The organism is Phytobacter sp. MRY16-398 (genome assembly GCF_003925915.1).
In the GTDB taxonomy this organism is placed as follows: domain Bacteria; phylum Pseudomonadota; class Gammaproteobacteria; order Enterobacterales; family Enterobacteriaceae; genus Phytobacter; species Phytobacter diazotrophicus.
The window spans coordinates 5289988-5315161 of the sequence record NZ_AP018756.1; the positions used below are offsets into that span (position 1 = coordinate 5289988).

Here is a 25174-nt window from a genome sequence, read left to right on the forward strand (position 1 = left end):
CACACAGACCAGTTACCCTTGCCATTATTAATCGCCCTCTTCCATGAGGGCTTTTTTTTGCACATCATTAAATGATAATTATTTGTACAGTGTGCTTATCAAAAGCGCAGGCCGCTGATGTAATAGCATCTTAATAACCTGATTATCCGGAGCAATATCGTGTTTGTGCGTTTTGCAACCCTGGGCCGTATCCCGCAAGGCGTTTGGGTGCTCGGCGGCGTAAGTCTGTTAATGGATGTCTCGTCCGAGATGATCCACAGCCTGTTACCTCTCTTTATGGCGACCACATTAGGTGCCAGTGTCATTGTCATTGGCCTGATCGAAGGGATGGCAGAGGCAACTGCGCTTATCATTAAAGTGTTTTCCGGCGTACTTAGCGACTATCTGGGTAAACGCAAAGGACTGGCCCTGCTGGGATATGGCATGGGTGCGCTTAGCAAACCGCTGTTTGCCCTGGCTTCCTCCTCTGGCCTGGTATTCGGCGCGCGAATGATTGACCGCGTTGGCAAAGGGATCCGTGGGGCGCCTCGCGACGCGCTGGTTGCCGATGTGACGCCCCCCGACATTCGTGGCGCCGCATTTGGCCTGCGCCAGTCGCTGGACACAATCGGTGCTTTCCTTGGTCCGCTGCTGGCCGTGGCGCTGATGTTTCTGTGGGACAATGATTTCCAGTCCATCTTCTGGGTGGCTGTGATCCCAGGCACACTGGCTATCGCTCTGCTCTATTTCGGGCTTGATGAACCCAAAACGCCCATTACCAACAAGCGCACCAACCCGCTCACCCGTGAGAACCTGAAAAAACTCAGTAGCGCTTACTGGTGGGTCGTTGGACTGGGCAGCGTCTTTACCCTCGCCCGTTTTAGTGAAGCCTTTCTGGTACTACGCGCACAGCAGATGGAGATTCCACTGTTCGCCATTCCGCTGGTAATGGTCGCAATGAACCTGGTGTACGGCCTGACGGCCTACCCCTTTGGTAAACTGTCTGACGGCATGAGCCACAGCAAAATGCTGCAGGCAGGCCTGCTGGTGCTGATTGCCGCCGATCTGGTACTGGCGTTAAGCCACCACTGGAGCACGTTGCTGCTTGGCGTTGCCCTGTGGGGTATCCATATGGGAATGACCCAGGGCCTGCTGGCGGCGATGATCGCCCATACCGCGCCAGCAGAACTGCGCGGCACCGCGTTTGGCATGTTTAACCTCATGAGCGGTATCGCCCTGCTGTTGGCCAGCGCCGGGGCCGGTGTCTTGTGGGAAAGCCTGGGCGCAGCATCAACATTTTATGCCGGTGCCGTGATCTGCCTGATTACGCTAGCAGGGATGCGCTGCATACCATCAGCCTATCGACAGGCATAAAAAGGCTCCGGAATCAGACCAGTAACATCCCGAAGGCGTACACATTCCGGAGCATAATTTTCTGGTAGTCCGGACGAAGCATAGCTGATGCCGGGGAAACTCCTGCGGCGCTGCGCCTGGCCGGGCTACCGTTCACTGCCCGTAATAGGCATTTGGGCCGTGCTTACGCATAAAGTGTTTATTCATCAGATAATCATCAATCGGTTTTAACGACGGATTGATACCTCGGGCAATCCACGCCATCCGGGCAACCTCTTCCATGACTACCGCATTATGAACGGCGTCGGCGGCATTTTTCCCCCATGCAAACGGACCGTGTTGGTAGACCACCATTCCTGGCGTATGCAATGGGTTACTGTTGCCCAGCGTCTCGACAATCACCTTACCAGTGTTGAGTTCATACTCTTCCCGTACCTCCTCTTCAGAGAGCGCCCGGGTACAGGGAATATCGCCAAAGAAATAATCTGCATGGGTGGTGCCAAGCGCAGGAATGGCCAGCCCCGCCTGAGCCCAGGCTGTGGCATGCGTGGAATGGGTATGCACAACACCGCCAAGCTGAGGGTAGCGTCGGTACAACTCAAGGTGTGTTGCGGTATCGGAAGACGGGCGCCACTGCCCTTCCACCCTGTTGCCCTGTAAATCCACCACGACCATGTCATCTGGTTTCATGTTCTTGTAGGCAATACCGCTGGGTTTAATCACCACCAGCCCGCGTTCACGATCAATAGCGCTGACATTTCCCCAGGTAAAGGTCACTAATCCATAGCGCGGCAAATCCATATTGGCGTCAAACACCTGCTGCTTAAGCTCTTGCATTATGCCGCCTCCACCAAACCCGCGTTTGCCATACGCGCTTTCACCCAGTCGCGCGCTTTTAGCACCTCTGCCGCCGGATCTTCTGCCGTCTCGCTCCACATCTCGATCAAGTACGGACCACAGTAGCCGCTCTCTTTGAGCGTGGCGAAACAGCGTTCAAAATCCACTACGCCGGTGCCAAAGGGGACGTTTTTAAAAACGCCGGGGCGCGTGTCTTTGACATGAACCGCCACGATATGGCCGACGCCCGCCAGCAGTTCCATCTGTACGTCGTTATCCCAGGCTGAAAGATTGCCGATATCCGGGTAGAGCTGAAACCATGGGTTATTAAGGTAGTGCGCGTACCCCAGCGCTTTGCTGATCGAATTCATCAGCGGGTAATCCATAATTTCCATCGCCAGGGTTACCTGTGCGCGGCTGGCCATTTCCACGCTCTCTTTGAGTCCGTCGCGAAAGCGGCGGCGCGTCTCATCATTCGCCTGCTGGTAGTAAACGTCATAACCAGCGAGTTGAATCACCCGGATACCGGTATCCTGCGCAAACCGGATAGCCTTGCGCATGATCTCCAGCCCCTGGTTGCGTACCGCGTCATCTTCGCTGCCCAGCGGAAAACGCCGGTGCGCGCTCAGACACATTGAAGGAACGCGAACGCCTGTTTCCGCTATCGCAGCTACCAGTGCCAGACGCTGCTCAGGGTTCCAGTCGAGGCGGGCCAGACGGGCATCGGTTTCATCTACCGACATTTCGACAAAATCGAAACCCAGAGTTTTCGCCAGTCGCAACCGTTCCAGCCAGCACTCCCCGGCAGGGAGTGCTTTTTCGTAGATACCCAGCGGGATCTGTTTTGACAACATACCCGCTCCTTAGCCCCACAACTGAGCAATTGAGCGCTTGAATTGACGCGCCGCTTCAACCGGATCTGCGGCGTCGCGGATACTGCGCCCGGCAATAAAGACGTGAATGGGAATGCCCTTGAACAGCGGCAAATCTTCCAGCGCCAGTCCGCCGGTAACCGTCACCTTAAAGCCCATTTCGGCCAGTTTTTTCACCGCGCTGATATCCGCCTCACCCCATGCGACCCCTGCCGCCTGCGCATCACGGCTGCGGTGATAAACGACTTGTTGAATGCCTGCATCGCGCCACTGCTGCGCCTGTTGCCACGTCCAGTAGCCGGTCAGTTCAATCTGGACGTCGCCGTTAAACTCTTTCGCCACATCCAGCGCACCTTTCGCGGTGTTAATATCGGCGCAACAGATCACGGTCACCCAGTCGGCATTGGCTTCAAAGCACATTCTTGAAAGGATTTTCCCGGCATCGGCAATTTTGGCGTCGGCCAGTACGATTTTGTGAGGATACAGCGCCTTAAGATCGCGAACAGCCCGAACGCCCTCGCCAACACATAAAATGGTCCCAACCTCAATAATGTCCACCTCTTCGGCAATTAAGCGGGTGGTTGCATAAGCGTGTGACAGCGTCTGGTTATCCAGGGCTACCTGCAACATCGGTAAATCAGACATGTTTTTTTGCTCCTTATACAGACGCCGCCGTGGCGCTATCAATTAAATCCAGTACCTGCTGCGCCGTGCGACAGGCGCGTAAACGGTCAAAATTCGCTTCATCTTCAAACAGGTTGACGATTTGCATGATGCCGTCTTCCTGATGCGTACGCGCATCCACTGCCGCCAGAGTGATAAGGATGTCGACCGGGTCGTTGTCCTCGTGATTAAAAACCAGCGGTGTTTTGAGGGTCACCAGCGCAAAGCCATTTTTCTTCACCCCTTCTTCCGGGCGACCATGGGGCATGGCAAGTCCCGGGGCAATCACGAAGTACGGTCCAAACCGTTCCACACCGTCCAGAATGGCCTGGTAGTAACGCGGTTCAACAACCTCAGCCCCTACCAGCAGATCCACGCCAAGCTTCACCGCCTCCTGCCACGTACTGGCCTCTGCCTGCAAGCGAATCGCATTGTTCTCCGCCAGCGAGTCACGTAATTTCATAGTGAGTCCTTATTTCACATCCTGTGCAAAATGGGCGTTGATGACTTCCATTAGCTTCGGACCAAAATCAGCGGCAGAGAGCATATTGCGTACCCCGACCACGTATTTATTACCGGAGACTTCGATTTCACTGGCGACATGGGTAGAAGCAATGATGATGTCCGCCCCGCTCAGCTCACTTTTGTATTCCCCCACCGCGCAGCTGTTCACCGTATGGTCGACCTTTTGTTGCGTCAAAAACTGGTCAACTTTCATTTTCATGATCATGGAACTACCTTGCCCACAACCACACACAGCCAGAATACGTACGGTCATAATCAAACTCCTTTTTAAACAGAGTGTTCTGTCAGTTGTTTTTCCGCGTCTTCCTCAGCACGCAGGGCGCGACCGGCAAAGAACATGTAAGCCAGCGCAATCAAAATCATCACAGCCATAAACGCGATCCCCACAGAGGCAAAGCCTTGCATCATCGGCGGTGCCAGGATGGACCAGTCAGCCATTCCCATCCATGCGCTCATTCCCGTCAGTTTTACCGCCCAGACACAGCCAAAAATTTCGATCATGCCCATCACCAGGCAAATCTTGATGGCGGCACGCCAGCCGCCGAAGTGGTTGGCAAAGACGCCAATGGTGGCGTTGGAGAAAAACATCGGGATAAAGCCAGGAATGATGAGAATGGAGGAGCCGCAGGCAATCAGGATGCCGACTGCAATCAACTGGCCGATAGTCCCCCACATAAAGCCCCAGACCACCGCGTTCGGCGCGAAGCTATAAATCGCCGCACAGTCAATTGCCAGCACAGCCCCCGGAATCAAGCGCTGAGAAATACCGTTGAAGGCTTCGGAAAGCTCGGCGACAAACATACGCACGCCCTGGACGATAATGAAAATCGCCACTGCAAACTGGAAGCCGGTTTGCAGGATATAGACCGTCCAGTGAGTTTTCCCCGCCATCGCCTGAACGGTATCAAGGCCAAAAGAGAGCAGAATCGCGCCAAAAAAGACCGTCATGACAATGGCGGTAGAGACGATGTTGTCATGGAAGATATTCAGCCAGCCCGGCAGTTTCAGATCTTCAACGCTTTCCTCTTTTTTCCCAAGGTACGGCGCGATTTTGTAAGCGATCCAGGAGGCGAACTGCTGCTGGTGACCAATAGAGAAACCGCAATTATCTGTCACTTCCTGTGTTGGTTTGTACATCATATTGGAGGTAATGCCCCAATAGAGTGAAACCAGCACGGCAGCACAGATAATGGTGGTCCACATGGAGTAACCGAGAATAAAGAAGAACACCGCAATCAGACCGGCCTGCTGGAACATGATGTGCCCGGTCAGCATGATGGTGCGAATGCCAGTAATACGCCGCAGCAGTACGTAAATAATGTTTAGCGCCAGGGCCAGCAGTACCGCATAACCCACCCAACTGTACGCGTCGCCCATACGTTCGATGGTCGCCATCATTGACGCGTAGGTGTCAGAAATCGCACCGTTGATGCCGTATACGTCAGACATTTTGGCAACCACCGGTTTAAACGTGCTGGTCAGGATCCCCGACCCCGCCTGCAGCAACATAAAGCCGATGATCGTTTTGATCGTGCCTTTAACGATAACGCTGACACTTTTTCTCAACAGGATATAGCCAATACAGGTCACGATCCCCAGCAGCAACGGGGCATTGGTCATCACCTGATTAAAAAAGACAGTGAAGACGTTGTAGAGAATCTCCATAACTCGCTCCAGTAAGAAAGTGGCTGCATTTGTGCAATGCAGCACAAGGTGAAAACACTCTACCAATCATAAATAATCACAAAAAGATTGTTTTTGATTAATTGTGATGCATCACGCAATTTATTTCCCCATTCTCATTACACATACATATCCAGTACAAGAACCCGCAAAACAATTTATTAAATTCATATAGTTAATAAAAATAGCAAAGAAATCAGCATGCAAAGCGTATCGTAGTAACACAATCACAATGCGATTTAACACGCCAAACCCTGTTGCGATCATGATGAAATTGTGAAAATATAAATCACAAGTTATCACAATATGATTTATTTTGATTAAACAGGTAAGGAGCGACACCATGAGTAAGATTGAAACCATTACCCGGGAATCATGGATTCTGAGCACTTTTCCCGAGTGGGGAAGCTGGCTTAATGAGGAAATTGAGCAGGAACGTGTCGCTCCCGGCACCTTTGCTATGTGGTGGCTGGGCTGTACCGGTATCTGGCTGAAATCAGAAGGAGGTACCAATGTGTGCGTTGATTTCTGGTGCGGTACGGGCAAGCAGAGCCACGGTAACCCATTGATGAAAAAAGGGCATCAGATGCAGCGCATGGCAGGTGTTGAAAAACTGCAGCCAAACCTGCGCACCACACCGTTCGTGCTGGATCCGTTCGCTATTCGTCATGTCGATGCCATCCTCGCCACTCACGATCACAACGATCATATTGATGTAAACGTCGCCGCTGCCGTCATGAAGAACTGTGCCGATGATGTTCCCTTCATCGGCCCACAAACCTGCGTCGATTTATGGATTGGCTGGGGTGTACCAAAGTCACGCTGTATCGTCGTCAAACCGGGTGATATTGTTCGCGTAAAAGATATTGAAATTCATGCCCTTGATGCGTTCGATCGCACCGCGTTAATTACCCTGCCTGCAGAGCAAAAAGCGGCCGGCGTACTGCCTGACGGCATGGATCAGCGTGCAGTTAACTACCTCTTTAAAACCCCCGGCGGTACGCTATACCACAGCGGTGACTCGCACTATTCCAACTACTATGCGAAACATGGCAACGAGTACCAAATTGATGTGGCATTGGGTTCCTACGGCGAGAACCCGCGCGGCATTACCGACAAAATGACCAGCGCCGACATACTGCGTATGGCGGAAGCGCTAAATACAAAAGTCGTGATCCCATTCCACCACGATATCTGGTCTAATTTTCAGGCCGATCCACAAGAGATTCGTGTTCTGTAGAACATGAAAAAAGACCGCTTACAGTATGGCTTTAAGCCTTATATCTGGCAGGTGGGCGGGAAATTTACCTGGCCTGTGGATAAAGATAATTTCGAGTATCACTACCCACGTGGTTTTGATGATTGCTTTACTATCGAGCCCGATTTACCGTTTAAGTCCTTCCTCTAAAAGCCGGAGCGGGTGCCGTGTGCACCCGCTTTTATCATCAGTATCGTGCACTTATCTTTAGTAATTTCAGGCTATTTCAAATATCATCTTTTCACATCATTAATCATCGGAATAGCTCATGACGGAAGCGCAACGACATCAAATACTGCTGGATCAACTGTCGCAGACGGGCTTTATTACGGTTGAAGAAGTGATCGCCAGCCTGGGCGTTTCTCCTGCAACCGCACGTCGCGATATCAACAAGCTGGATGAAAGTGGCAAACTTAAGAAAGTGCGTAACGGCGCCGAAGCCATCAGCCAGCAGCGTCCGCGCTGGTCGCCGATGAATATCCATGAGGCGCTGCACCACGATGAAAAAGTACGTATCGCCAGAGCCGCATCACAGCTCGTTAGCGCTGGTGAAAGCGTAGTGATCAACTGCGGATCAACTGCCTTCCTGTTAGGCCGTGAAATCTGCGGTAAACCGGTACAAATCATCACTAACTACCTACCACTCGCCAATTACCTCATCGAACAAGAGCACGAAAGCGTGGTCATCATGGGCGGACAGTACAACAAGACGCAGTCCATCACCCTGAGCCCGCAAAGCAGTGAAAATAGCCTCTATGCCGGTCACTGGATGTTTACCAGCGGCAAAGGGCTGACGGCAGAAGGTCTTTATAAAACCGACATGCTGACGGCCATGGCCGAACAGAAAATGCTGAACATGGTGGGAAAACTGGTCGTTCTGGTGGATAGCAGCAAAGTCGGTGAGCGTGCGGGTATGCTGTTCAGTAACGCCGATCAAATCGATTTGGTGATCACCGGAAAACAGGCCAACCCCGAAATCCTCAAAAAACTTGAGGATCAGGGAGTTAAAGTGATGCGCGTGTAGTTAAAGATGCTCGGTGAAAAAGCGGACGGTGGCCGTCAGGGCGGTGGGTGTTATGCGATGTTTTACGCCTGCTTCCCACAGGCAGGTTAACTGCTCGTCCAGACGTGCAGCCGCCAACGCCTGCTGCAGGCGTAATGTTTCGGCTGCGGGTACCACATCGTCCTCCTCCCCATGCCAGAGAAAAAGTGGACGGTTGGCAAGCTGTGCTAATTGCCCGCTGATATCCCATTTTGCTAACGGCGCGACAATCGCATCGAACGCCGCCTGCTCTTCCGGTGTTGTCACCTCCAGCGGCGGAAAAAGGGAATTCGCCAGGGTGGAGAAATAGCCAGAACCCATCAGGCAGGCAACGCTTCGGACCTCCGGAAACTGCGTCATAATACCGAGCGCCGTCATGCCGCCCATCGATGCGCCCCCTACGCCCAGCCGCTGATTGTCGATCAATCCCTGCTGATACAGTGCCGCTTTCAGCGCCGCAAACTCCGTAAAATTACCCTGCAAAATTTGCCAGAAACGCTGTAGCCGCCGCGTTTCATCACCGTCAAACCGGGCACCATGCTCCGGCGCGTCAGGCATAACGACCCGAAACCCGGCCTGAGCCAGCGCCACGGCAAAATAGCTATATACCAGCTTGGAGGAGGTAAATCCGTGGTAAAAAACAATACAGGGTAATGGCTGTGCCTCTTTTCCCGCCGGGAACGCGTGTAATGCTTCAATCCCGGCAAAATGCCGTACATCGAGTTCAATCATTGGCCTCTCCTTGATCTATAGTGCTGGTATGCCATCACGCCTTCGAAGGTGCAAGTCAACGTTCACATATCAAGTGTTAGCATTGTGATAAAGATGCTGCGCCGATCGCATTTTCATTCGAAACTTATGTTGGCAATAGCAAAATTGGGAACATTCCCCTCTTGCCTGTTTATTATGGAACTACACTATGGCTATCAGGAAACATGAAAACATGATGCGCTGGTTTCTCCCCCTTGTTATGGCGCTGTTTTTGAGTGGATGTAGCGTGCTGGAAGGTAAACCACAGCCCGCCCCGCCCGTCAGCGATCATCCGCAGGAGATAAGTCGTAATCAGACGCAAAACCTGCATGAAATGGGTGCATTTAGCATATCGGTGCTGGGTTCGCCTATGGACGTTGAAGATGAAATAAAAGCCAGAGCTACCGCTGAAAAAGCGGATTACTACGTCATTCTCATGATGGATGACACGGTCATTCCAGGCCGCTGGTATGCAAGGGCTATGTTGTATCGTCATTAAGTAAACGTCTGGGTTTAAGGAAGATTTACACTGCTTTGCGTCCTTTTATGTTTGCCTGTGCACAATGGAATGTATGAAATTTTCGCGCGATGGAGTGCCCTGGAAAAAATCGGGGTAACGTGGAATGGAGCTGATATGAAACGATCTCTTGCCTTAAACTCACTGTTGCTTTCTACAGGTTTAGCCAGCATAACAGCGCAGCCAGCAGAGTTCGCGAGCGCTGACTGCGTCACCGGGCTGAATGAAATTGGCCTGATTTCTGTCAACAACGTTTCCGGAAGTCCACAGGATGTGGAGCGTGTCATCGCGCTGAAGGCAGACGAACAGGGTGCATCCTGGTACCGTATTATTCAGATGCAGGAAGAACAACGGGCAGATAACTGGCGGGTGCAGGCCATACTTTATGCCTGACATGCCATATACCCGAAAAAGCCACTTTTAAAGAGTGGCTTTTTTGTTTACTCCATCGTTAACAAAGAGTTACGAAGACAATACATTTTAGTAACATTTAGTTACATTGACACGTTAAATGTTATCGAATTATTGCCGTTGAAGGTGCTGACATTCTTATCAGCGGATATTTTATGAGCACCTTTTTTAGTCGCATTGGACTCGGCACCAAACTTTCTCTTTTGACGGGCACAAGCGTAGCCGTGCTTTTCCTGATTTTCACCTTTCTGTTAAGCAATAAAGCCAGCCAACAACTGGAAACGCTGGCGGTGGAAGATCTCCATAACCAGTCCACGGGCGTTCAGGATATGGTAGAAATGTTTAACAGCAGCCTGAGCGAAGAGGTTGAAAGCTATACCCGTCTGTTCAGCAGTTTTTTGCCTCAACCTGTGACCATCGATCAGGCGCAACGCCGTGAAATTAACGGCATTAGCGTTCCCTTGCTGAAAGGGGGCGACAGTGACCTTCATGAAAACAATGCCATTGTTGATGATTTTCTTACCCGCACCGGGGCTATCGCCACGCTGTTTGTGCGCAGTGGCGATGACTTTGTGCGCGTTGCTACCTCGTTACGTAAAGAGAATGGCGATCGTGCGATAGGCACGAAACTGGACAAAGCCAGCCCGGCTTTTGCTCCGGCGTTGAAAGGCGAAACCTACCGTGGGCTGGCCTTATTATTCGGTAAGCGCTACATCACGCAATACCAGCCGGTAAAAGATAACAACGGCAATACCATAGCCATCTTATTTGTCGGCGTGGACATCACCCACTCATGGGAGATCATGCGCAGTAAGATCCTCGGACGCCAGCTTGGCGATAGCGGCCGTTTCTACGTACTGGATCGTAATAATGGTAAGAACTACGGTAATTACCTGTTCCACCCCAGCGAGGAGGGTAAACGCCCGCAGTGGGATGAGCGCGATCTGAATACCGTTCTGCAACAGACTACCGGTACGCTGGAACAGCAGCGCCCCGATGGTCATCGACAAATGCTCTCATGGATAACTGTGCCCGGCTGGAACTGGACGGTGGTGGGTGAAGTCGACAAGGCGGCATTACTCAATGATGTCAACACGCTACGCAACCAGTTCCTGATAGCCGGGCTGGTGCTCTCTCTGCTGTTTGCCGCACTGTTTGTGGTAATTGTTCGCCGTTGGCTGACCCGCCCTCTTCGTGATGCCATTGGCCTGGCCAGCCGCTATGCGTCGGGCGATCTGCGGGCCAGTCTGGAAGTCAAACGTCAGGACGAAGTGGGGCAACTCATTGATGCCATCAACGGGATCGGCAATGGCTTGCATGCCATTGTTTTACAAGTGCGTGAATCGGCCAGTGATATTCACCACGGCACCAATGCGCTTGCCGCCGACAGCAGTGAAATCAGCGAGCAAATTAACAAGCAGGCCAGCAGCGTCGAGGAGACCTCAGCCAGCATGGAGCAACTTGCGGCGACCCTACAGCAGAATGCCGCCAATATGGAAGAGATGCAGTCATTGGTGAATGAAACCGCCCGGGAAGTACAAAAGGGTGGCATAACCGTCGAAGAAGCGGTTGCCACCATGGACGCGATTCGTACCGCCTCTCAGCGAATTGCCGACATCACCCATGTGATTGAATCTATCGCCTTCCAGACCAATATCCTGGCGCTTAACGCTGCGGTTGAAGCCGCTCGCGCCGGGGAACATGGTAAAGGATTTGCCGTCGTGGCCCAGGAAGTACGGGCGCTGGCAGCCCGCAGCGCCAATGCGGTAAAAGAGATCGATGAACTGACCAGCGATACGCTCAAAAAAGTCCATGAGGGGCATACGTTATCTAACAATACCCGGCAGGCGATGGACTCTATCACCGCGCATATGAACCACATTAACCAGTTGGTTAACGAGATTAACAACGCCTCTCATGAGCAGTCGGCAGGGGTTAATCAGGTCAATATCGCCATGACGCATATTGGTGAAGCCACGCATATTAACGCAGGACGGGTTTCGCGCAGTGAGCAAACCGCTGGCACGCTGCGCGAAAAAGGGGCACATCTGACGGAGGTGGTCCGCCTGTTCAGCCTGAAAACGGACTAACCGGCACCGCCCGTGGCACGCAGCAGCAGGTCACTTTGGACCTGCTCAGCCACAACAGACGCGCCGCGTATATCCAACATCATCCGGCACCAGGCTTGTGCTATTGACGGGGGAGCGAACTGCAATAATTGCGCCCCCGTCGCTAGCAGATACAGTTGCCGGGTAATCTCCCGCCCTTGCGCCTCAAGAGGTTTACGCAACTGTTGCTGTAACTGACGCCATGCACGATCAAAATGCCTGTCCTGACCTTTGACCGCACCAAACGCATCGTGCAACAACTCACTGATGCCCTGCTGTTTAGCCAGCACGCGTAAGACATCAAGACACATAATATTGCCGGAGCCCTCCCAGATACTGTTCACCGGCATTTCCCGGTAAAGCCGTGGAAGCTCGCTCTCCTCGCAATAGCCAATGCCGCCCAGCACTTCCATGGCTTCGGCAACAAAGGGCATACCCGCTTTGCAGACCGCGAATTTCGCAACGGGGGTAAACAGCCGTGCCCAAAGCGTCTCTTCCGGCTTAGTGCGACCATCCCAGGCACGGGCAAGGCGAAATAAAAACGCCGTCTGCCCTTCCAGTTGCAACGCCATCCGGCTAAGGACTTCCCGCATCATTGGCTGGTCGACGAGATTTTTTCCGAATGCCTGACGCTGATGAGCATGGTACAGGGCTACGGAAAATGCCCGGCGCATCAGACCATGGCTCCCCAACGCACAGTCAAAACGGGTCAGACCACCCATTTTGAGGATTTGACGCACGCCGTCGCCCTCTTCTCCTACCAGCCAGCCGCTGGCCTCGCAAAATTCTGCTTCGCTGCTGGCATTCGAGCGGTTACCCAGCTTGTCTTTCAGACGTTCGAGCCGCACACCGTTGCGCTGTCCGTCAGGTAAAAAACGCGGCACAAAAAAGCTGGAGAGTCCGCCTTCCGCCTGCGCCAGGACCAGATGCGCATCGCTCTGCGGCACCGAGAAAAACCATTTATGCCCCACCAGCCGGTAGCTGTCGCCGCTGCGTTGCGCCCGCGTAGTATTACTGAGCACGTCCGAGCCGCCCTGTTTTTCCGTCATCCCCATGCCAATCAGCAAACCGCGCTTTTGGTTGCCTGGCGCGAGATGCGGGTCGTAACGGTCGCTCATCAGCGGTTTTAGCCAATCCTGGAAAGGCGCAGGAAGGGAATGCTGCAATAGCGGCGTGGCGGCAAAGGTCATGGTAACCGGGCATAACGAACCGGCTTCCACCTGTGCATGGAGCACAAACCGCGCGGCGCGGGCAACAAACGAGCCGCTGCGCGCGTCCTCTTCCCATGCCAGGTTATGAACACGGTTGGCGCACAAGCCTTGCATCAGTAAGTGCCATGCCGGGTGAAACCGTACATCATCGAGTCGTGCCCCCGTCGGGTCATAACGCAGCAGTTCCGGGGGATTAACGTTAGCCAACCTGCCGAGCTCCAGCGATTCTGCCGTACCCAATTGCTGGCCGATACTGGCCAGTAAATCAGTATCCCAGGCTGCGCCTTCACGGATAACAGCGTCATACAGGGCTCGGTCAGAAAGGAAAAGATTGCTGTTATTCAGGGGGATGGGTTGATTAAAAACGGTATGCGTTTGCCAGTGCATCTGTTTGCCCTCCATCAATGGCATCGGCAATAAGTATGGGCAGATGGCAGGCGTTCCGCCCGCGATAGCGGTCACAAAACGGTGCGTATGGGCGCTTTCTGTTTGCGTTACCCGCACTTAGCGGCGAGGCTTAACGATATGAAACCAGGAACGGTGACGCCCATGACAACAACACATGCACAAAAAAGAGCGCTGGTCGCAGGCTCTATCGGTAATTTTATTGAATGGTACGAGTTTGCGGTCTATGGCTTTCTTGCCACGGTGATTGCGAAGAACTTTTTTACCCTCGAAGGTGAATCTGCTATCACCAGTCTGATCCTGACCTATGCCGCCTTTGCCGTCGCCTTTTTCTTCCGCCCGTTGGGTGCGGTGGTGTTTGGCCGCATGGGTGACCGGATAGGCCGTAAGCCAACGCTGATTATTGTCCTCGTACTGATGACGCTAGCCACGGCGGCCATTGGCGTGGTGCCGGTATATGCCAGTATCGGCGTCGCCGCACCGCTGCTTATTACCGGCCTGCGCATTTTGCAGGGGCTGTTTGCCGGTGGGGAATATGGCGGGGCCGTCTCGCTGATGACCGAGTTTGCCCCCCGAGGTAAGCGCGGTTTGTACGGTGCGTGGCAGTCATTGACCGTCGCCCTCGGTCTGCTGGCAGGGGCCGGGGTCGTAGCATTGTTGTCAGCAGTACTTAGTCCGGAGGCCCTTCATGACTGGGGCTGGCGTATTCCCTTTTTCATCGCTATTCCAATGGGCGCCGTTGCGCTCTGGCTACGTGTTCATATGGAAGAGACACCCAGTTTTGTACATCAGCAAGCGCAGGCAGCTCCCCCTCAGGCGGCCAGTTTCGCCAGTACGCTAAAAGCGATTATCACCGGGATTGGTCGCCTGATGGTCTGGTCAGCGGCGGGTTATACCTATCTGGTGATTATGCCGACCTACGTTCAGTCGGCGCTGCACACCGGCTTTAACCAGGCATTGTTGATTGCGGTGATTTCTAATGCCGGGTTCGCCCTGACGATTATTCCCTCCGGCATGCTGAGCGATAGGATTGGTCGACGCACCGTGATGGTCACCGCCGCAGTGCTGTTGCTCATCCTGGCGCTGCCGCTGCTGAAAGTATTACAGGCGGAATCAAGCACGATATTTATCAAGGCGGTGGTGGTGTTTATCGCTGGTGGACTGGTGGGGATGCTGGCAGGGCCAGGGCCCGCCATGCTGGCTGAGATGTTCCCGACCAGGGTTCGTTATACCGGCCTGGGGCTGGCCTATTCGCTGTCGAATGCGATTTTTTCAGGCTGTGCGGGGTTGATCATTACCGGACTGATTAAGCAGACGGGGAATCTGGATATTCCGGCGTATTACGTGATGGCAACGGCGGTAGTCAGCGTGATTGCGCTGATGACGCTCAGGAAGGATGATCACCAGCGTTCACTGGAGGAGTAGTGCGGTCTGATGCCCTCACCTTGCTGGGAGTCGTGCGGTCTGGTGCCCTCACCCCGGCCCTCTCCCACAGGGAGAGGGAGCAAACACTAAAAACAGCAACCAACGTTGCCGTTTTGCTTTTACCTCCACAGGGAGAGGGAGCAAACACTAAAAAGGCAACTTACGTTGCCTTTTGCGGTTTATTTTGTGCGCTGACGTACAGCTTCAAACAGGCAGATACCGGTGGCGACCGACACGTTCAGCGACGACACGCTGCCCGCCATCGGAATGCTGATGAGCTCGTCGCAATGCTCGCGCGTCAGACGACGCATCCCCTCACCTTCCGCACCCATCACCAGCGCCATCGGGCCGGTCATTTTGCTCTGGAACAGGGTGTGGTCAGCTTCACCCGCGGTGCCGACAATCCAGATATTCTCTTCCTGCAGCAACCGCATGGTACGCGCGAGGTTGGTCACACGGATCAGCGGGACGTTTTCTGCCGCACCACAGGCCACTTTTTTGGCGGTCGCGTTTAACTGGGCAGATTTGTCTTTCGGCACGATGATAGCGTGAACGCCCGCCGCATCGGCGCTACGCAGGCAGGCCCCCAGATTGTGTGGATCGGTGACGCCATCGAGGATCAAGAAGAAAGGCTGATCGAGACTGGCGATCAGATCCGGCAGATCGTTTTCCTGGTACTGACGGCCCGGTTTCACGCGAGCGATGATGCCCTGATGGACCGCGCCTTCGCTTTTCTCATCCAGATATTGACGGTTAGCGACCTGAATCACGACACCCTGCGCTTCCAGCGCATGGATCAGGGGCATCAGGCGTTTGTCTTCGCGACCCTTAAGAATAAAGACTTCCTGAAAACGCTCCGGAGCGCGTTCCAGCAGGGCCTGCACCGCATGGATGCCGTAAATCATTTCACTCATCAATGGTACTCATTTGAGGCGATATCGCCGGGTTAAAGAAGCTGTGAGACATTCACATCGCCCCATTATAACCGACAGACGCCCCAGATCGAATCAACTAAGATGACGTTTCGCCTCCTGGCGGACGCGGTGTAAAACGTGCTGCTTGATTTCGCCGTAACGCGGGTGCTCCGCGAGCGTTTCGATATCGCGCTCGCGGCCAAAGGGCAGAACAATCTCTTCGACGATTTTTCCCGGTTTGGCCGACATCACCAGAATGCGGTCAGCCAGAAACAGTGCCTCTTCTACATCGTGAGTCACGAACAGTAGCGTGGTGCCAGTCGTCAGCCAGGCCTCCCGTAGCAGCTCCTGCATCATCAGGCGGGTTTGTGCATCCAGTGCGCCGAAGGGTTCATCCAGCAGCAGCACTTCTGGCCCCGGCAGCCAGGCGCGGGCCAGCGCCACACGCTGCTTCATCCCCCCGGAAAGCTGCCATGGCGCATGCTGCTCAAAGCCTTTCAGGCCCACGCGGTTCAGCCAGTCCTGCGCCCGTGCATTGACCTCTTCTTTTTGATAACGGCCCAGGCGCGGGCCGAAGGTGACGTTATCCAGCACCGACAGCCACGGGAACAGATTCGGCTGCTGGAAGATCATGCCGCGCTCCGGCCCCGGCTGCCGCACCGGTTTTCCGCTCGCCAGTACGCGGCCGCTGTCCGGTTTGGTAAACCCGGCGACCAGGTTGAGAATGGTGGATTTGCCGCAGCCCGACGGGCCTAACAGCACGACAAACTCCCCTTTATCGAGGGTGAGGTTGATCTCCTCCAGCACCGTAAACGGCTGCGGTTTTGCCGCAAACGAAAGGGAGATATTTTCAAGCTGGATAGCACTCATCATTCTTTCCCCGCCCACGGGACAAACAGGCGTTGCAGTCCCAGCAGTAATAAATCCAACAGATACCCCGTCCCGCCCAAGAGCAGGATGCCGAGCATGACGATATCGGTACGTAAATAAGAGCTGGCGTTGATGACCATCCAGCCAAGGCCGGAACTGGCGGCGACCATCTCAGCGGCAATCAACGAGGTCCAGCCAATACCAATAGAGAGCCTGACGGTGGTAAAGAGATCCGGCAGGGCATCCGGCAGTACCACACGCAGGAAAATCTGCCCTTTGGTTGCCCCCAACGTTTGCGCCACCTGTATGCGTGCCCGACCAATCCGCTCCACCGCCGCCGACGCCCCCACCACCACACTCAGGAAGGTGGCGATAAAGATCAGGAAGAATTTCGACGCTTCCCCTATCCCCAGCCAGACCACGGCCAGCGGGATCAGCGCGATTTTCGGTAACGGGCGCAGGAACTGCACAAATGGGTTAAGCACCGCGGACAAACCGGGTGACAGCCCCATCAGCAGTCCGAGCGGGATACCCAGCACAATCGCGACCGCAAAGGCGCTCAGCGCACGGGCCAGGCTCACCGCCACATGCTGCCAGAGCGGGACCTGGCGGTAACCGTCCGCCAGCAGCTCTTCTGCCGTCAGGCCAATATCGGTGAGTGACGGCAGTAACAGCGGGTCCACCCATTGCCGGGTGGCCGCCAGTTGCCAGAGCGCGAAGAAAACCGCCACCGAAAACACGCTGATGGCGATATGCTGACCTACTTTCATTTCGCCGCCGCTTCCCGGATGTAACGGGAATCAATCGCCGTGTCCCAGTTTTCCGGGATATCCTGCTTACGAATTTCGCCAATGCCTGCAAGGAAGTTAGAGGTTTTGGTCAGCGCCTTGCCAATGCCGCTATGGGTGGTGTCCGTACCGTTACCCAACCAGGCCGCAGTGCCCTGCTCAGCAAGCGTTGGGTACTCCAGCCCGCCCAGCGTATTGGCAGCGGTGGTGACCGGTGCGCCCACTTCTTTCGCAACGATAGCGGCAGCGCTTTCCGGGTCTTTCTTAAACTCGTCGACTTTCTGCTGATGCACGCGCAGGAAGGCGCTCACTGCTTCCGGGTACTGTTCGGCAAAGGCCTTACGTACTACGTAGTTGTTGTAAATCAGGTAGCCATCTTTCTGCAGATCTTTGGTGGCAAAGACCTGATGACCGCCGGAGGATTCCAGCTCCTGCGCGAAGGGAGCCCAGACGTAACCTGCGTCAATATCGCCGCGTTTCCACGCTGCCACCATCTCTGCCGGGCGTAAAGGCAACAGCGTTATTTTGCTGCGATCGAGTTTATTGACGCTAATCGCCGCTTCCAGCGCATAAGCCGCCGTAGAGTTTGGCGGATAGGCCACGCGCTTCCCTTCAATATCTTTAATCGTGTTGATGCCGTCTTTGCCAATTAAACGTTCATAGCTGGCAATAACGCCTGAGACGCCAATAATTTCCACAGGCAATTTACGGACAATACCTGCGGTTGCCGGACTGGAGCCAAAATTGGCAATATCAATCGCATTGCTGGCGAAATAATTAAGGGCATCGGCACCGGAGGCAAATTGCACCCATTTTACCTGGCTGTGTAAGGCTTTATCTAAAGAGCCGTCGGCTTTAGCGAGCATTAATACCTGCGAGCCGCCGCTATAAGCCACACGGACTTCTGGAGGATTGGCGGCCATACCGATATTGGCCCACAGGCTACCTGCTGCGAGTAATATGCCGAGCGTTTTTTTCATTTCTTTTTCCTTGAGGTAAATGCGAGTCATCTTTCCCGCGAAGCAGGGGAAAATAGTCAATTAAAGCGTGTTGTTTTATGCCAGTTGCGTGAGGCGATAGTCCTGCCAGAGGCGGGAACATCGTTCGGCCAGCGATTGTGCGGGGTCGTGCGTAAGTGACAGAAACGGCGCTTCCACCGCTCGCAGAGCCACCGGGACTTCCGTGCAAGCCAGCACCAGTTGCTGCGCGCCGCGCGCCATCAGCGCCAGCGCCTGCAATGAGAGCAGTTCGCCGCCTTCAGCCAGTTTGCCGCGCTTCACGGCATAGCAGCCGGGCACAAACCACTCCGCCAGCTCGTCTTCGGTGGGCGTAATGGATTCAATGCCCTGCGCTGCCAGACGCTGCTGAAACCAGCCGGCGTCCAGCGTCCCTTTGGTGGCAATGATGCCGACACGTTCGGGCTTTTTCGCCACCGTTAGCAGCGCATCCAGGGTAGCATCCACGATATGCAGAATGGGCGCATCGCTGGCGGCGCTCAGTTGCGGATACCAGTGGTGCGCGGTGTTGCAAGGAATAGCGATATGGCTCACCCCCGCCTGATTCAGTTTTTCAATGCCCTCAAGCAGTTGAGGCAACGGCGACGGACCAGCCCCGGCCAGCGCCTTTTGCCGGTCGGCGATTTGCGGCACATTCCACACTACCGACGGCAGGTGGTGTTGATCGCTCTGCGCCGGTGTGGCGTCGAGCAATTTGTGCTGAAAGTCGAGCGTGGCGAGCGGCCCCATGCCGCCCAGCACGCCAAGCAAAAAGGGCTTAGCCATGACGGGCATGCGCCTCCAGCACCTGGCGATAGCCAAACAGGCCAACGGAACCACCGGTGTGGATAAACACCACGTTCTCATCCTTGCGGAAATGGCCCTTGCGAATCAGGTCGATAAGCCCGGCAGCCCCTTTCCCGGAATAGACCGGGTCGAGAAGAATGCCTTCATGGCGGGCAAAGAGGGTCAGTGCCTCCAGCATGCTCTCGGTTGGCAGGCCATAACCGTCACCAACGTAATCGCTGTTCGCCACCACCGCCTCACGCGGCAGCTCACCCGGCACACCCAGCAGCGCCAGGGTACGTGAAGCCAGATTCCAGACGTTCTCTTCCTGTTTTGCCCGGGGTGCGCGAACGCTTATCCCCAGCACCGGCACCTGGCTGTTGGTGGCGGTAAACCCGGCGACCAGCCCGGCTTGTGTGCCGGTGCTGCCGGTGGCGTGCACGACATGATCAATACGCAAACGTAACTGTGAAGACTGGTACAGTAACTCTTCGGCACAGGCGACATAACCCAGCGCACCAATGGGGTTAGAGCCACCGCCAGGGATAATGTAGGGGTTATGGCCCTGCTCACGCAGCGTCGCGGCATACTCTTCCATTGCCTGCTGCATATCGGTGCCGCCCGGCAGATGGGCAACGATTTCGCCGCCCAGCAAATCATCCAGCAGGATATTCCCGGAGCGTTGATAGTCTTCGCCAAAGTCGGTAACGCGTTTTTCCAGCAGCACTTTTGCGGCCAGCCCAAGTTTCGCCGCACCGGCAATGGTCTGGCGCACATGGTTAGACTGGGTCGCCCCCTGGGTAATGATCACATCGGCTTTTTTCTCCAGCGCATCGGCCAGCAGAAATTCCAGCTTACGGGTTTTATTGCCGCCGCTGGCAAGCCCTGTCGCATCATCGCGTTTGATCCATATTTTCGGACCGCCGAGTAATGCAGAGAGATTATTCAGAGGCTCCAGGGGAGTGGGAAAATGGCCGAGCGAAAGTCGGGGAAAGCGCGCCAGATGCATAACGACTCCTTGCTAAATAAGCGAATAACAGATGGGAGTCACTATACACATCAGATTCTGAGCGCTAATCACCAATAATAAATATCGATTCTCACAATTTAGCTAAGTCAGAGAAATAACCGTCCGGAGGGCTATTTCTATTACACGCGGGAATATATTACGTTAAAAAAGAATAACCCCTCTGCATAGAGAGGGGTTATCAGGCGGTATTTCAGCGCTATTTATTCAGCGTCTTTCTTTTTTGACGCACGCTTCGCTTTAGTCGCTGCGGCAATTTTTTGCGTCTTCGCAGACGGCTTTTTCACGCTTTTTTCTTTCTTCGGTTTCGCGGGGCTTTTCGCTTTACGGAATGCGCTGTCGGGTTCGAAATTAACTTTCTTACCGGTCTGACGACGTTTACCCGACGGCTTAGCGCCGTTACCTTTCTTCGCGTTTTCACGTGCGGTTTTACCCACATTACGCGGGCCGCGTTCGCTGGAAATCAACGAGAAGTCGATTTTACGCTCGTCCATATTGACCGCTTCCACGCGCACTTCCACTTTGTCGCCCAGACGGTAAGTCTGGCCGCCCGATTCGCCAATCAGACGCTGGCCCACCTGGTCGAAGCGATAGTAGTCGTTATCGAGCGTGGAGACGTGCACCAGACCATCGATAAACAGATCGGTCAGGCGTACAAAGAAGCCAAAGCCGGTGACGCTGGCAATCACGCCAGGGAAGGTATTGCCCACCTGGTCCTGCATAAAGTCGCATTTCAGCCAGTCAGAGACTTCACGGGTCGCTTCATCCGCGCGACGTTCAGTCATTGAGCAGTGCTGGCCCAGTTGCAGCATCTCTTCCATAGAGTAGTGCCAACCGCCGGTTTTGGTGCTGTTGCCGGTATGGCCCTCATCTTTCGCCAGCAGATATTTGATGGCACGGTGCAGCGACAGGTCAGGATAACGGCGGATCGGTGAGGTAAAGTGTGCGTAGGATTGCAGCGCCAGACCGAAGTGGCCGCGATTTTCCGGATCGTAGACCGCCTGCTTCATGGATCGCAGCAGCATGGTTTGCAGCATCTCATGATCGGGACGATCGGCGATGGACTCAAGCAGTGCTGCATAATCCGCAGGCTCAGGCTTGTTACCGCCCGGTAGCTCCAGGCCCAACTCCGCCAGGACGGTACGGAAAGAAGTGATCGCTTCAGTCGTTGGCTTGTCGTGGATACGGAACAGCGCGGGTTCATCCTCTTTCTCAACGAAACGCGCCGCCGAGATATTCGCGAGGATCATGCACTCTTCAATCAGTTTATGGGCATCATTACGCTGAGTTTGCTCAATGCGCTCAATACGACGCTCGGCGTTGAAGATGAACTTCGCTTCTTCGCTCTCAAAAGAGATACCGCCACGTTCGGCACGGGAGGCATCAAGAACTTTATAGAGGTTGTGCAACTCTTCGATGTGCTTAACCAGCGGCGCATACTGCTCGCGCAGATCCTGATCGCCCTGCAGTATATGCCAGACCTTGTTATAGGTCAGACGGGCATGGGAGCTCATTACCGCTTCGTAGAATGTATAACTCGTCAGACGACCCTTTGCCGAAATGGTCATTTCGCAGACCATGCACAGGCGGTCAACCTGCGGGTTGAGTGAACACAGGCCGTTGGAGAGCACCTCCGGCAGCATCGGCACAACCTGGGATGGGAAATAGACCGAGGTTCCACGAGCTCGCGCCTCATCATCCAGCGGCGTGCCCGGGCGGACGTAATAGCTGACATCGGCAATAGCAACCCACAGGCGCCAGCCGCCGCCGCGTTTTTTCTCACAATAAACGGCGTCGTCGAAGTCGCGGGCATCTTCACCATCGATGGTGACCAGTGGCAAGGAACGCAAGTCTATGCGGCCCACTTTGGCCTCTTCCGGCACCTGCTCTTTCAGCCCTGAAACCTGTTTTTCAACCGCAGGCGGCCAGACATACGGAATTTCATGGGTACGCAGCGCCATATCGACAGCCATGCCGGTGCCCATATTGTCGCCCAGTACTTCGACAATTTTACCGATGGCTTTAGTGCGACGGGTCGGGCGCTGGGTCAGTTCAACCACCACCACAAAGCCCATGCGCGCGCCCATGATCTCTTCTGGCGGGATCAGGATGTCGAAACTCAGACGGCTGTCATCCGGCACCACAAAGCCGACGCCCGCGTCGGTAAAGTAACGGCCAACAATCTGACCGGTTTTCGGTACCAGGATACGCACAACACGCGCTTCACGACGACCTTTACGGTCGGCACCCAGCGGCTGGGCCAGAATCTGATCGCCGTGAATACACATTTTCATCTGTTCGCTGGAGAGGTACAGATCGTCTTTGCGGCCTTCTACGCGCAAGAAGCCGTAGCCATCGCGGTGACCGATAACCGTTCCTTTCAGCAAATCAAGGCGTTCTGGCAGGGCATAACACTGACGGCGGGTAAAGACCAGTTGTCCGTCGCGCTCCATGGCGCGCAGGCGGCGGCGCAGTGCTTCGTTTTGCTCTTCGCCTTCGATATTGAGTTCAATTGCCAGCTCTTCACGGCTGGCCGGTTTTTCGCGTTTTGTTAAATGTTCGAGGATAAATTCGCGGCTGGGGATGGGGTTTGTGTATTTTTCAGCTTCGCGTTCCTGGAAAGGATCGTGTGACATAGCGGTTCCTCCGTTGTCATCTCTGGTGAAAGTCCCGTTATCTTCCACGCTACCTCTTGTTGGCTTCTTTCACTCACCCCGTCACTTATCGATATAAGCGCCGGGGGCATTCGTTCAGTTGCCGCCGCGATGTAACGCGAAATACTCAGGGCTTTTATCCTTCCACCAGCAGTAATTTGTAAAGCGGTTGATTCTCTTCAACCAAATCGGCCAGCGTGTAGTTATCCAACTCCTTGAGGAAACTTTGCACAGCCTTAGAAAGCGCCCGCTTAAGGCGGCAGGCGGAAGTAATATGGCAAAACTCACTGCTACAGTTAACCAGCGCCAGCGGTTCCAGGTCACGCACGACATCGCCAATGCAGATATCTTTCGCCGCCCGACCAAGGCGTATCCCGCCGTTTTTTCCTCTGACGGCAGCAACGTAACCTTCACGACTAAGTTGATTGATTATTTTGACCATATGATTACGGGACACACCATAAATTTCAGTGACCTCGGTAATGCTGGTCATCTTTCCTTCCGGCAAGGAAGCCATGTAAATCAGTGCGCGTAATCCGTAATCCGTAAAACTTGTTAACTGCACATCTACCTCAGTAAAAGGGAGAAAGGTGAGATACCTACAGGTATTGACTCTATTGATGATAAACCAGCCAACAGTGATGCCGCTAATTTATTTGAACTGAAGGGGAAAAAAGCAGGAAGAGAGGGGCCTGCAAGGCAAGCCCCCTGGATCATTACGCGTCGAATGGGTCGCGCAGGATCATGGTTTCTGTGCGGTCCGGACCGGTAGAGATAATATCGATCGGCACGCCAGTCAGTTCTTCAATGCGTTTGATGTAATTCAACGCCGCCTGCGGTAACCCGCTACGCTCTTTCACGCCAAAGGTCGATTCAGACCAGCCCGGCATGGTTTCATAAATCGGCTCAATACCTTCCCAGTTGTCTGCCGCCAGCGGAGTCGTCGTCACTTCACGACCATCCGGCATACGGTAAGCAACACAGATCTTCACTTCTTTCAGGCCGTCCAGGACGTCCAGCTTGGTCAGGCAGAAGCCAGACAGGGAGTTGATCTGCACAGCACGACGAACGGCAACGGAGTCCAGCCAGCCGGTACGACGACGACGACCGGTGGTAGCGCCGTATTCGTTACCCTGTTTGCACAGGAACTCGCCGATATCATCGAACAGTTCTGTCGGGAACGGACCCGCACCCACGCGGGTGGAGTAGGCTTTGATGATACCCAGTACGTAATCCACATAACGCGGACCCAGGCCTGAACCGGTTGCCACGCCACCTGCGGTGGTGTTAGAGGAGGTGACGTACGGATAGGTACCGTGGTCGATATCCAGCAGCGTACCCTGCGCGCCTTCGAACATCACGAAGTCGCCGCGTTTACGCGCCTGATCCAGCAGATCGGAAACATCAACCACCATCGCGGTAAGGATGTCGGCAATCGCCATGACATCGTCCAGCACTTTCTGGTAGTCAACCGCTTCAACTTTATAGAAATTCACCAACTGGAAGTTGTGATATTCCATCACTTCTTTCAGTTTGTCAGCAAAGGTCGCTTTATCGAACAGGTCGCCAACACGCAGACCGCGGCGAGCAACTTTATCTTCATAAGCTGGCCCGATACCACGACCGGTGGTGCCGATAGCTTTCGCACCGCGCGCTTTCTCACGTGCCACATCGAGCGCAACGTGATAATCAAGGATCAGCGGGCATGCTTCGGAGAGCAGCAGACGTTCACGAACCGGGATACCACGGTCTTCCAGTTCTTTCATCTCTTTCATCAGAGCAGCAGGAGACAGCACAACACCGTTACCGATGATGCTGGTCACATTGTCACGAAGAATGCCTGATGGAATAAGATGGAGGACGGTTTTTTCACCGTTGATTACGAGAGTATGGCCTGCGTTGTGACCGCCCTGGTAGCGAACAACATATTTAGCCCGTTCAGTCAGAAGATCAACAATCTTCCCTTTACCTTCGTCACCCCATTGGGTGCCCAGTACGACGACGTTGTTACCCATTTTTTCAAAATCACCGTTTGCTTAAAAATGGATTCTACCATCGCTTTTTCAGATATACAGCACTTTTTGTACCCAAAATGAGGCAA

General features: G+C 54.2%; 23 protein-coding genes and 1 pseudogene. 7 read left to right on the forward strand and 17 right to left on the reverse strand.

The genetic code is table 11. The features are described from left to right. Positions 1–159: 159 nt before the first annotated feature. The gene (locus MRY16398_RS25820; protein ID WP_071193483.1) at positions 160–1353 is read left to right on the forward strand and encodes an MFS transporter; all 1194 of its coding nucleotides are present in this window, start codon (positions 160–162) and stop codon (positions 1351–1353) included. Between the two features lie 132 nt (positions 1354–1485). Here the strand turns inward: MRY16398_RS25820 and MRY16398_RS25825 are convergent, their stop codons facing one another. Genes MRY16398_RS25825 through ulaA form a run of 6 tightly spaced genes read right to left on the reverse strand, consistent with a single transcriptional unit; the run spans position 1486 to position 5894 of the window. After that, positions 1486–2169 carry an L-ribulose-5-phosphate 4-epimerase gene (locus MRY16398_RS25825; RefSeq protein WP_039077789.1) on the reverse strand — a complete coding sequence of 228 codons (684 nt, stop codon included), beginning with the start codon at positions 2167–2169 and terminating at the stop codon, positions 1486–1488. Further along, positions 2169–3023 carry an L-ribulose-5-phosphate 3-epimerase gene (locus MRY16398_RS25830; RefSeq protein ID WP_079497700.1) on the reverse strand — a complete coding sequence of 285 codons (855 nt, stop codon included), beginning with the start codon at positions 3021–3023 and terminating at the stop codon, positions 2169–2171. Before MRY16398_RS25830 ends, MRY16398_RS25825 begins: the two co-directional genes overlap by 1 nt. 9 nt (positions 3024–3032) lie before the next feature. Next, positions 3033–3686 carry a 3-keto-L-gulonate-6-phosphate decarboxylase UlaD gene (gene ulaD / locus MRY16398_RS25835; protein WP_107223536.1) on the reverse strand — a complete coding sequence of 218 codons (654 nt, stop codon included), beginning with the start codon at positions 3684–3686 and terminating at the stop codon, positions 3033–3035. Between the two features lie 13 nt (positions 3687–3699). Further along, positions 3700–4167, reverse strand: a complete 468-nt coding sequence (gene ulaC / locus MRY16398_RS25840) for a PTS ascorbate transporter subunit IIA (RefSeq protein ID WP_079497699.1) — start codon at positions 4165–4167, stop codon at positions 3700–3702. 9 nt (positions 4168–4176) lie between these two features. Beyond that, on the reverse strand, positions 4177–4482 hold the full coding sequence (gene ulaB, locus MRY16398_RS25845) for a PTS ascorbate transporter subunit IIB (RefSeq protein WP_039077792.1): 306 nt from the start codon (positions 4480–4482) through the stop codon (positions 4177–4179). 14 nt (positions 4483–4496) lie between these two features. Then, entirely contained in the window at positions 4497–5894 is a 1398-nt protein-coding gene (gene ulaA, locus MRY16398_RS25850) for a PTS ascorbate transporter subunit IIC (protein WP_039077793.1), read from the reverse strand. A 361-nt stretch (positions 5895–6255) separates the two neighbouring features. Between ulaA and ulaG the strand changes: the two are divergent. Together ulaG and ulaR are read left to right on the forward strand one after the other, a co-directional pair. Then, positions 6256–7320: pseudogene (ulaG, locus tag MRY16398_RS25855) on the forward strand (L-ascorbate 6-phosphate lactonase). Positions 7321–7438: 118 nt separating this feature from the next. Further along, positions 7439–8194 (forward strand): HTH-type transcriptional regulator UlaR, encoded by a 756-nt coding sequence (gene ulaR / locus MRY16398_RS25860; protein WP_039077795.1) that lies wholly within the window; start codon positions 7439–7441, stop codon positions 8192–8194. Here the strand turns inward: ulaR and yjfP are convergent, their stop codons facing one another. Beyond that, the gene (gene yjfP, locus MRY16398_RS25865) at positions 8195–8944 is read right to left on the reverse strand and encodes an esterase (protein ID WP_039077796.1); all 750 of its coding nucleotides are present in this window, start codon (positions 8942–8944) and stop codon (positions 8195–8197) included. A gap of 187 nt (positions 8945–9131) precedes the next feature. On the opposite strand from yjfP, the gene bsmA reads away from it, so the two are divergent. From bsmA to MRY16398_RS25880, 3 genes are all read left to right on the forward strand, one after another. Continuing rightward, positions 9132–9461, forward strand: a complete 330-nt coding sequence (gene bsmA, locus MRY16398_RS25870; protein WP_125125467.1) for a biofilm peroxide resistance protein BsmA — start codon at positions 9132–9134, stop codon at positions 9459–9461. 135 nt (positions 9462–9596) lie between these two features. Further along, positions 9597–9872 (forward strand): DUF1471 family protease activator YjfN, encoded by a 276-nt coding sequence (gene yjfN, locus MRY16398_RS25875; protein ID WP_039077798.1) that lies wholly within the window; start codon positions 9597–9599, stop codon positions 9870–9872. A gap of 173 nt (positions 9873–10045) precedes the next feature. After that, positions 10046–11980: a methyl-accepting chemotaxis protein gene (locus tag MRY16398_RS25880; protein ID WP_125125468.1), complete on the forward strand. Its 1935-nt coding sequence runs from the start codon at positions 10046–10048 to the stop codon at positions 11978–11980. On the opposite strand, the gene MRY16398_RS25885 is transcribed toward MRY16398_RS25880, so the two are convergent. Further along, positions 11977–13596 carry an isovaleryl-CoA dehydrogenase gene (locus MRY16398_RS25885; protein ID WP_125125469.1) on the reverse strand — a complete coding sequence of 540 codons (1620 nt, stop codon included), beginning with the start codon at positions 13594–13596 and terminating at the stop codon, positions 11977–11979. The two genes, MRY16398_RS25880 and MRY16398_RS25885, sit on opposite strands and share 4 nt — an antisense overlap. A gap of 162 nt (positions 13597–13758) precedes the next feature. On the opposite strand from MRY16398_RS25885, the gene MRY16398_RS25890 reads away from it, so the two are divergent. Further along, positions 13759–15039, forward strand: a complete 1281-nt coding sequence (locus tag MRY16398_RS25890; RefSeq protein WP_125125470.1) for an MFS transporter — start codon at positions 13759–13761, stop codon at positions 15037–15039. Positions 15040–15218: 179 nt separating this feature from the next. Here MRY16398_RS25890 and rlmB read toward each other — a convergent pair whose 3' ends face one another. The 9 genes from rlmB to purA all read right to left on the reverse strand — a co-directional run bounded on the left by rlmB (position 15219) and on the right by purA (position 25088). Continuing rightward, entirely contained in the window at positions 15219–15953 is a 735-nt protein-coding gene (rlmB, locus tag MRY16398_RS25895; protein WP_039077803.1) for a 23S rRNA (guanosine(2251)-2'-O)-methyltransferase RlmB, read from the reverse strand. A gap of 93 nt (positions 15954–16046) precedes the next feature. Beyond that, positions 16047–16823 carry an ABC transporter ATP-binding protein gene (locus tag MRY16398_RS25900; RefSeq protein ID WP_125125731.1) on the reverse strand — a complete coding sequence of 259 codons (777 nt, stop codon included), beginning with the start codon at positions 16821–16823 and terminating at the stop codon, positions 16047–16049. Then, a complete protein-coding gene (locus MRY16398_RS25905) occupies positions 16823–17593 on the reverse strand; it encodes an ABC transporter permease (protein WP_125125471.1) in 771 nt (256 codons plus the stop codon). Before MRY16398_RS25905 ends, MRY16398_RS25900 begins: the two co-directional genes overlap by 1 nt. Next, a complete protein-coding gene (locus MRY16398_RS25910; protein ID WP_125125472.1) occupies positions 17590–18591 on the reverse strand; it encodes a taurine ABC transporter substrate-binding protein in 1002 nt (333 codons plus the stop codon). Before MRY16398_RS25910 ends, MRY16398_RS25905 begins: the two co-directional genes overlap by 4 nt. Before the next feature lie 75 nt (positions 18592–18666). Then, positions 18667–19392 carry a cysteate racemase gene (cuyB, locus tag MRY16398_RS25915; protein WP_125125473.1) on the reverse strand — a complete coding sequence of 242 codons (726 nt, stop codon included), beginning with the start codon at positions 19390–19392 and terminating at the stop codon, positions 18667–18669. Then, positions 19385–20401 (reverse strand): D-cysteate sulfo-lyase, encoded by a 1017-nt coding sequence (gene cuyA / locus MRY16398_RS25920; RefSeq protein WP_110295183.1) that lies wholly within the window; start codon positions 20399–20401, stop codon positions 19385–19387. The genes cuyB and cuyA overlap by 8 nt, the downstream gene beginning before the upstream one ends. Positions 20402–20622: 221 nt before the next feature. Next, the gene (gene rnr / locus MRY16398_RS25925) at positions 20623–23055 is read right to left on the reverse strand and encodes a ribonuclease R (RefSeq protein ID WP_125125474.1); all 2433 of its coding nucleotides are present in this window, start codon (positions 23053–23055) and stop codon (positions 20623–20625) included. A gap of 154 nt (positions 23056–23209) precedes the next feature. After that, complete coding sequence (gene nsrR / locus MRY16398_RS25930; RefSeq protein ID WP_039077809.1) at positions 23210–23638, reverse strand: nitric oxide-sensing transcriptional repressor NsrR; 429 nt, start codon at positions 23636–23638, stop codon at positions 23210–23212. 151 nt (positions 23639–23789) lie between these two features. Continuing rightward, positions 23790–25088: an adenylosuccinate synthase gene (gene purA / locus MRY16398_RS25935; protein ID WP_039077810.1), complete on the reverse strand. Its 1299-nt coding sequence runs from the start codon at positions 25086–25088 to the stop codon at positions 23790–23792. Between the last annotated feature and the right edge of the window lie 86 nt (positions 25089–25174).

Excerpts from the sequence above, each read along its gene's own strand:
- MRY16398_RS25910 (WP_125125472.1), bottom strand. The coding sequence starts at position 18,591 with ATGAAAAAAACGCTCGGCATATTACTCGCAGCAGGTAGCCTGTGGGCC.
- cuyA (WP_110295183.1), bottom strand. The coding sequence starts at position 20,401 with ATGCATCTGGCGCGCTTTCCCCGACTTTCGCTCGGCCATTTTCCCACT.
- yjfP (WP_039077796.1), bottom strand. The coding sequence starts at position 8,944 with ATGATTGAACTCGATGTACGGCATTTTGCCGGGATTGAAGCATTACAC.
- rlmB (WP_039077803.1), bottom strand. The coding sequence starts at position 15,953 with ATGAGTGAAATGATTTACGGCATCCATGCGGTGCAGGCCCTGCTGGAA.
- bsmA (WP_125125467.1), top strand. The coding sequence starts at position 9,132 with ATGGCTATCAGGAAACATGAAAACATGATGCGCTGGTTTCTCCCCCTT.
- MRY16398_RS25900 (WP_125125731.1), bottom strand. The coding sequence starts at position 16,823 with ATGAGTGCTATCCAGCTTGAAAATATCTCCCTTTCGTTTGCGGCAAAA.
- MRY16398_RS25890 (WP_125125470.1), top strand. The coding sequence starts at position 13,759 with ATGACAACAACACATGCACAAAAAAGAGCGCTGGTCGCAGGCTCTATC.
- rnr (WP_125125474.1), bottom strand. The coding sequence starts at position 23,055 with ATGTCACACGATCCTTTCCAGGAACGCGAAGCTGAAAAATACACAAAC.
- MRY16398_RS25825 (WP_039077789.1), bottom strand. The coding sequence starts at position 2,169 with ATGCAAGAGCTTAAGCAGCAGGTGTTTGACGCCAATATGGATTTGCCG.
- MRY16398_RS25880 (WP_125125468.1), top strand. The coding sequence starts at position 10,046 with ATGAGCACCTTTTTTAGTCGCATTGGACTCGGCACCAAACTTTCTCTT.
- yjfN (WP_039077798.1), top strand. The coding sequence starts at position 9,597 with ATGAAACGATCTCTTGCCTTAAACTCACTGTTGCTTTCTACAGGTTTA.
- MRY16398_RS25830 (WP_079497700.1), bottom strand. The coding sequence starts at position 3,023 with ATGTTGTCAAAACAGATCCCGCTGGGTATCTACGAAAAAGCACTCCCT.
- ulaB (WP_039077792.1), bottom strand. The coding sequence starts at position 4,482 with ATGACCGTACGTATTCTGGCTGTGTGTGGTTGTGGGCAAGGTAGTTCC.
- MRY16398_RS25885 (WP_125125469.1), bottom strand. The coding sequence starts at position 13,596 with ATGCACTGGCAAACGCATACCGTTTTTAATCAACCCATCCCCCTGAAT.
- purA (WP_039077810.1), bottom strand. The coding sequence starts at position 25,088 with ATGGGTAACAACGTCGTCGTACTGGGCACCCAATGGGGTGACGAAGGT.
- ulaC (WP_079497699.1), bottom strand. The coding sequence starts at position 4,167 with ATGAAATTACGTGACTCGCTGGCGGAGAACAATGCGATTCGCTTGCAG.
- MRY16398_RS25905 (WP_125125471.1), bottom strand. The coding sequence starts at position 17,593 with ATGAAAGTAGGTCAGCATATCGCCATCAGCGTGTTTTCGGTGGCGGTT.
- ulaR (WP_039077795.1), top strand. The coding sequence starts at position 7,439 with ATGACGGAAGCGCAACGACATCAAATACTGCTGGATCAACTGTCGCAG.
- ulaD (WP_107223536.1), bottom strand. The coding sequence starts at position 3,686 with ATGTCTGATTTACCGATGTTGCAGGTAGCCCTGGATAACCAGACGCTG.
- cuyB (WP_125125473.1), bottom strand. The coding sequence starts at position 19,392 with ATGGCTAAGCCCTTTTTGCTTGGCGTGCTGGGCGGCATGGGGCCGCTC.
- ulaA (WP_039077793.1), bottom strand. The coding sequence starts at position 5,894 with ATGGAGATTCTCTACAACGTCTTCACTGTCTTTTTTAATCAGGTGATG.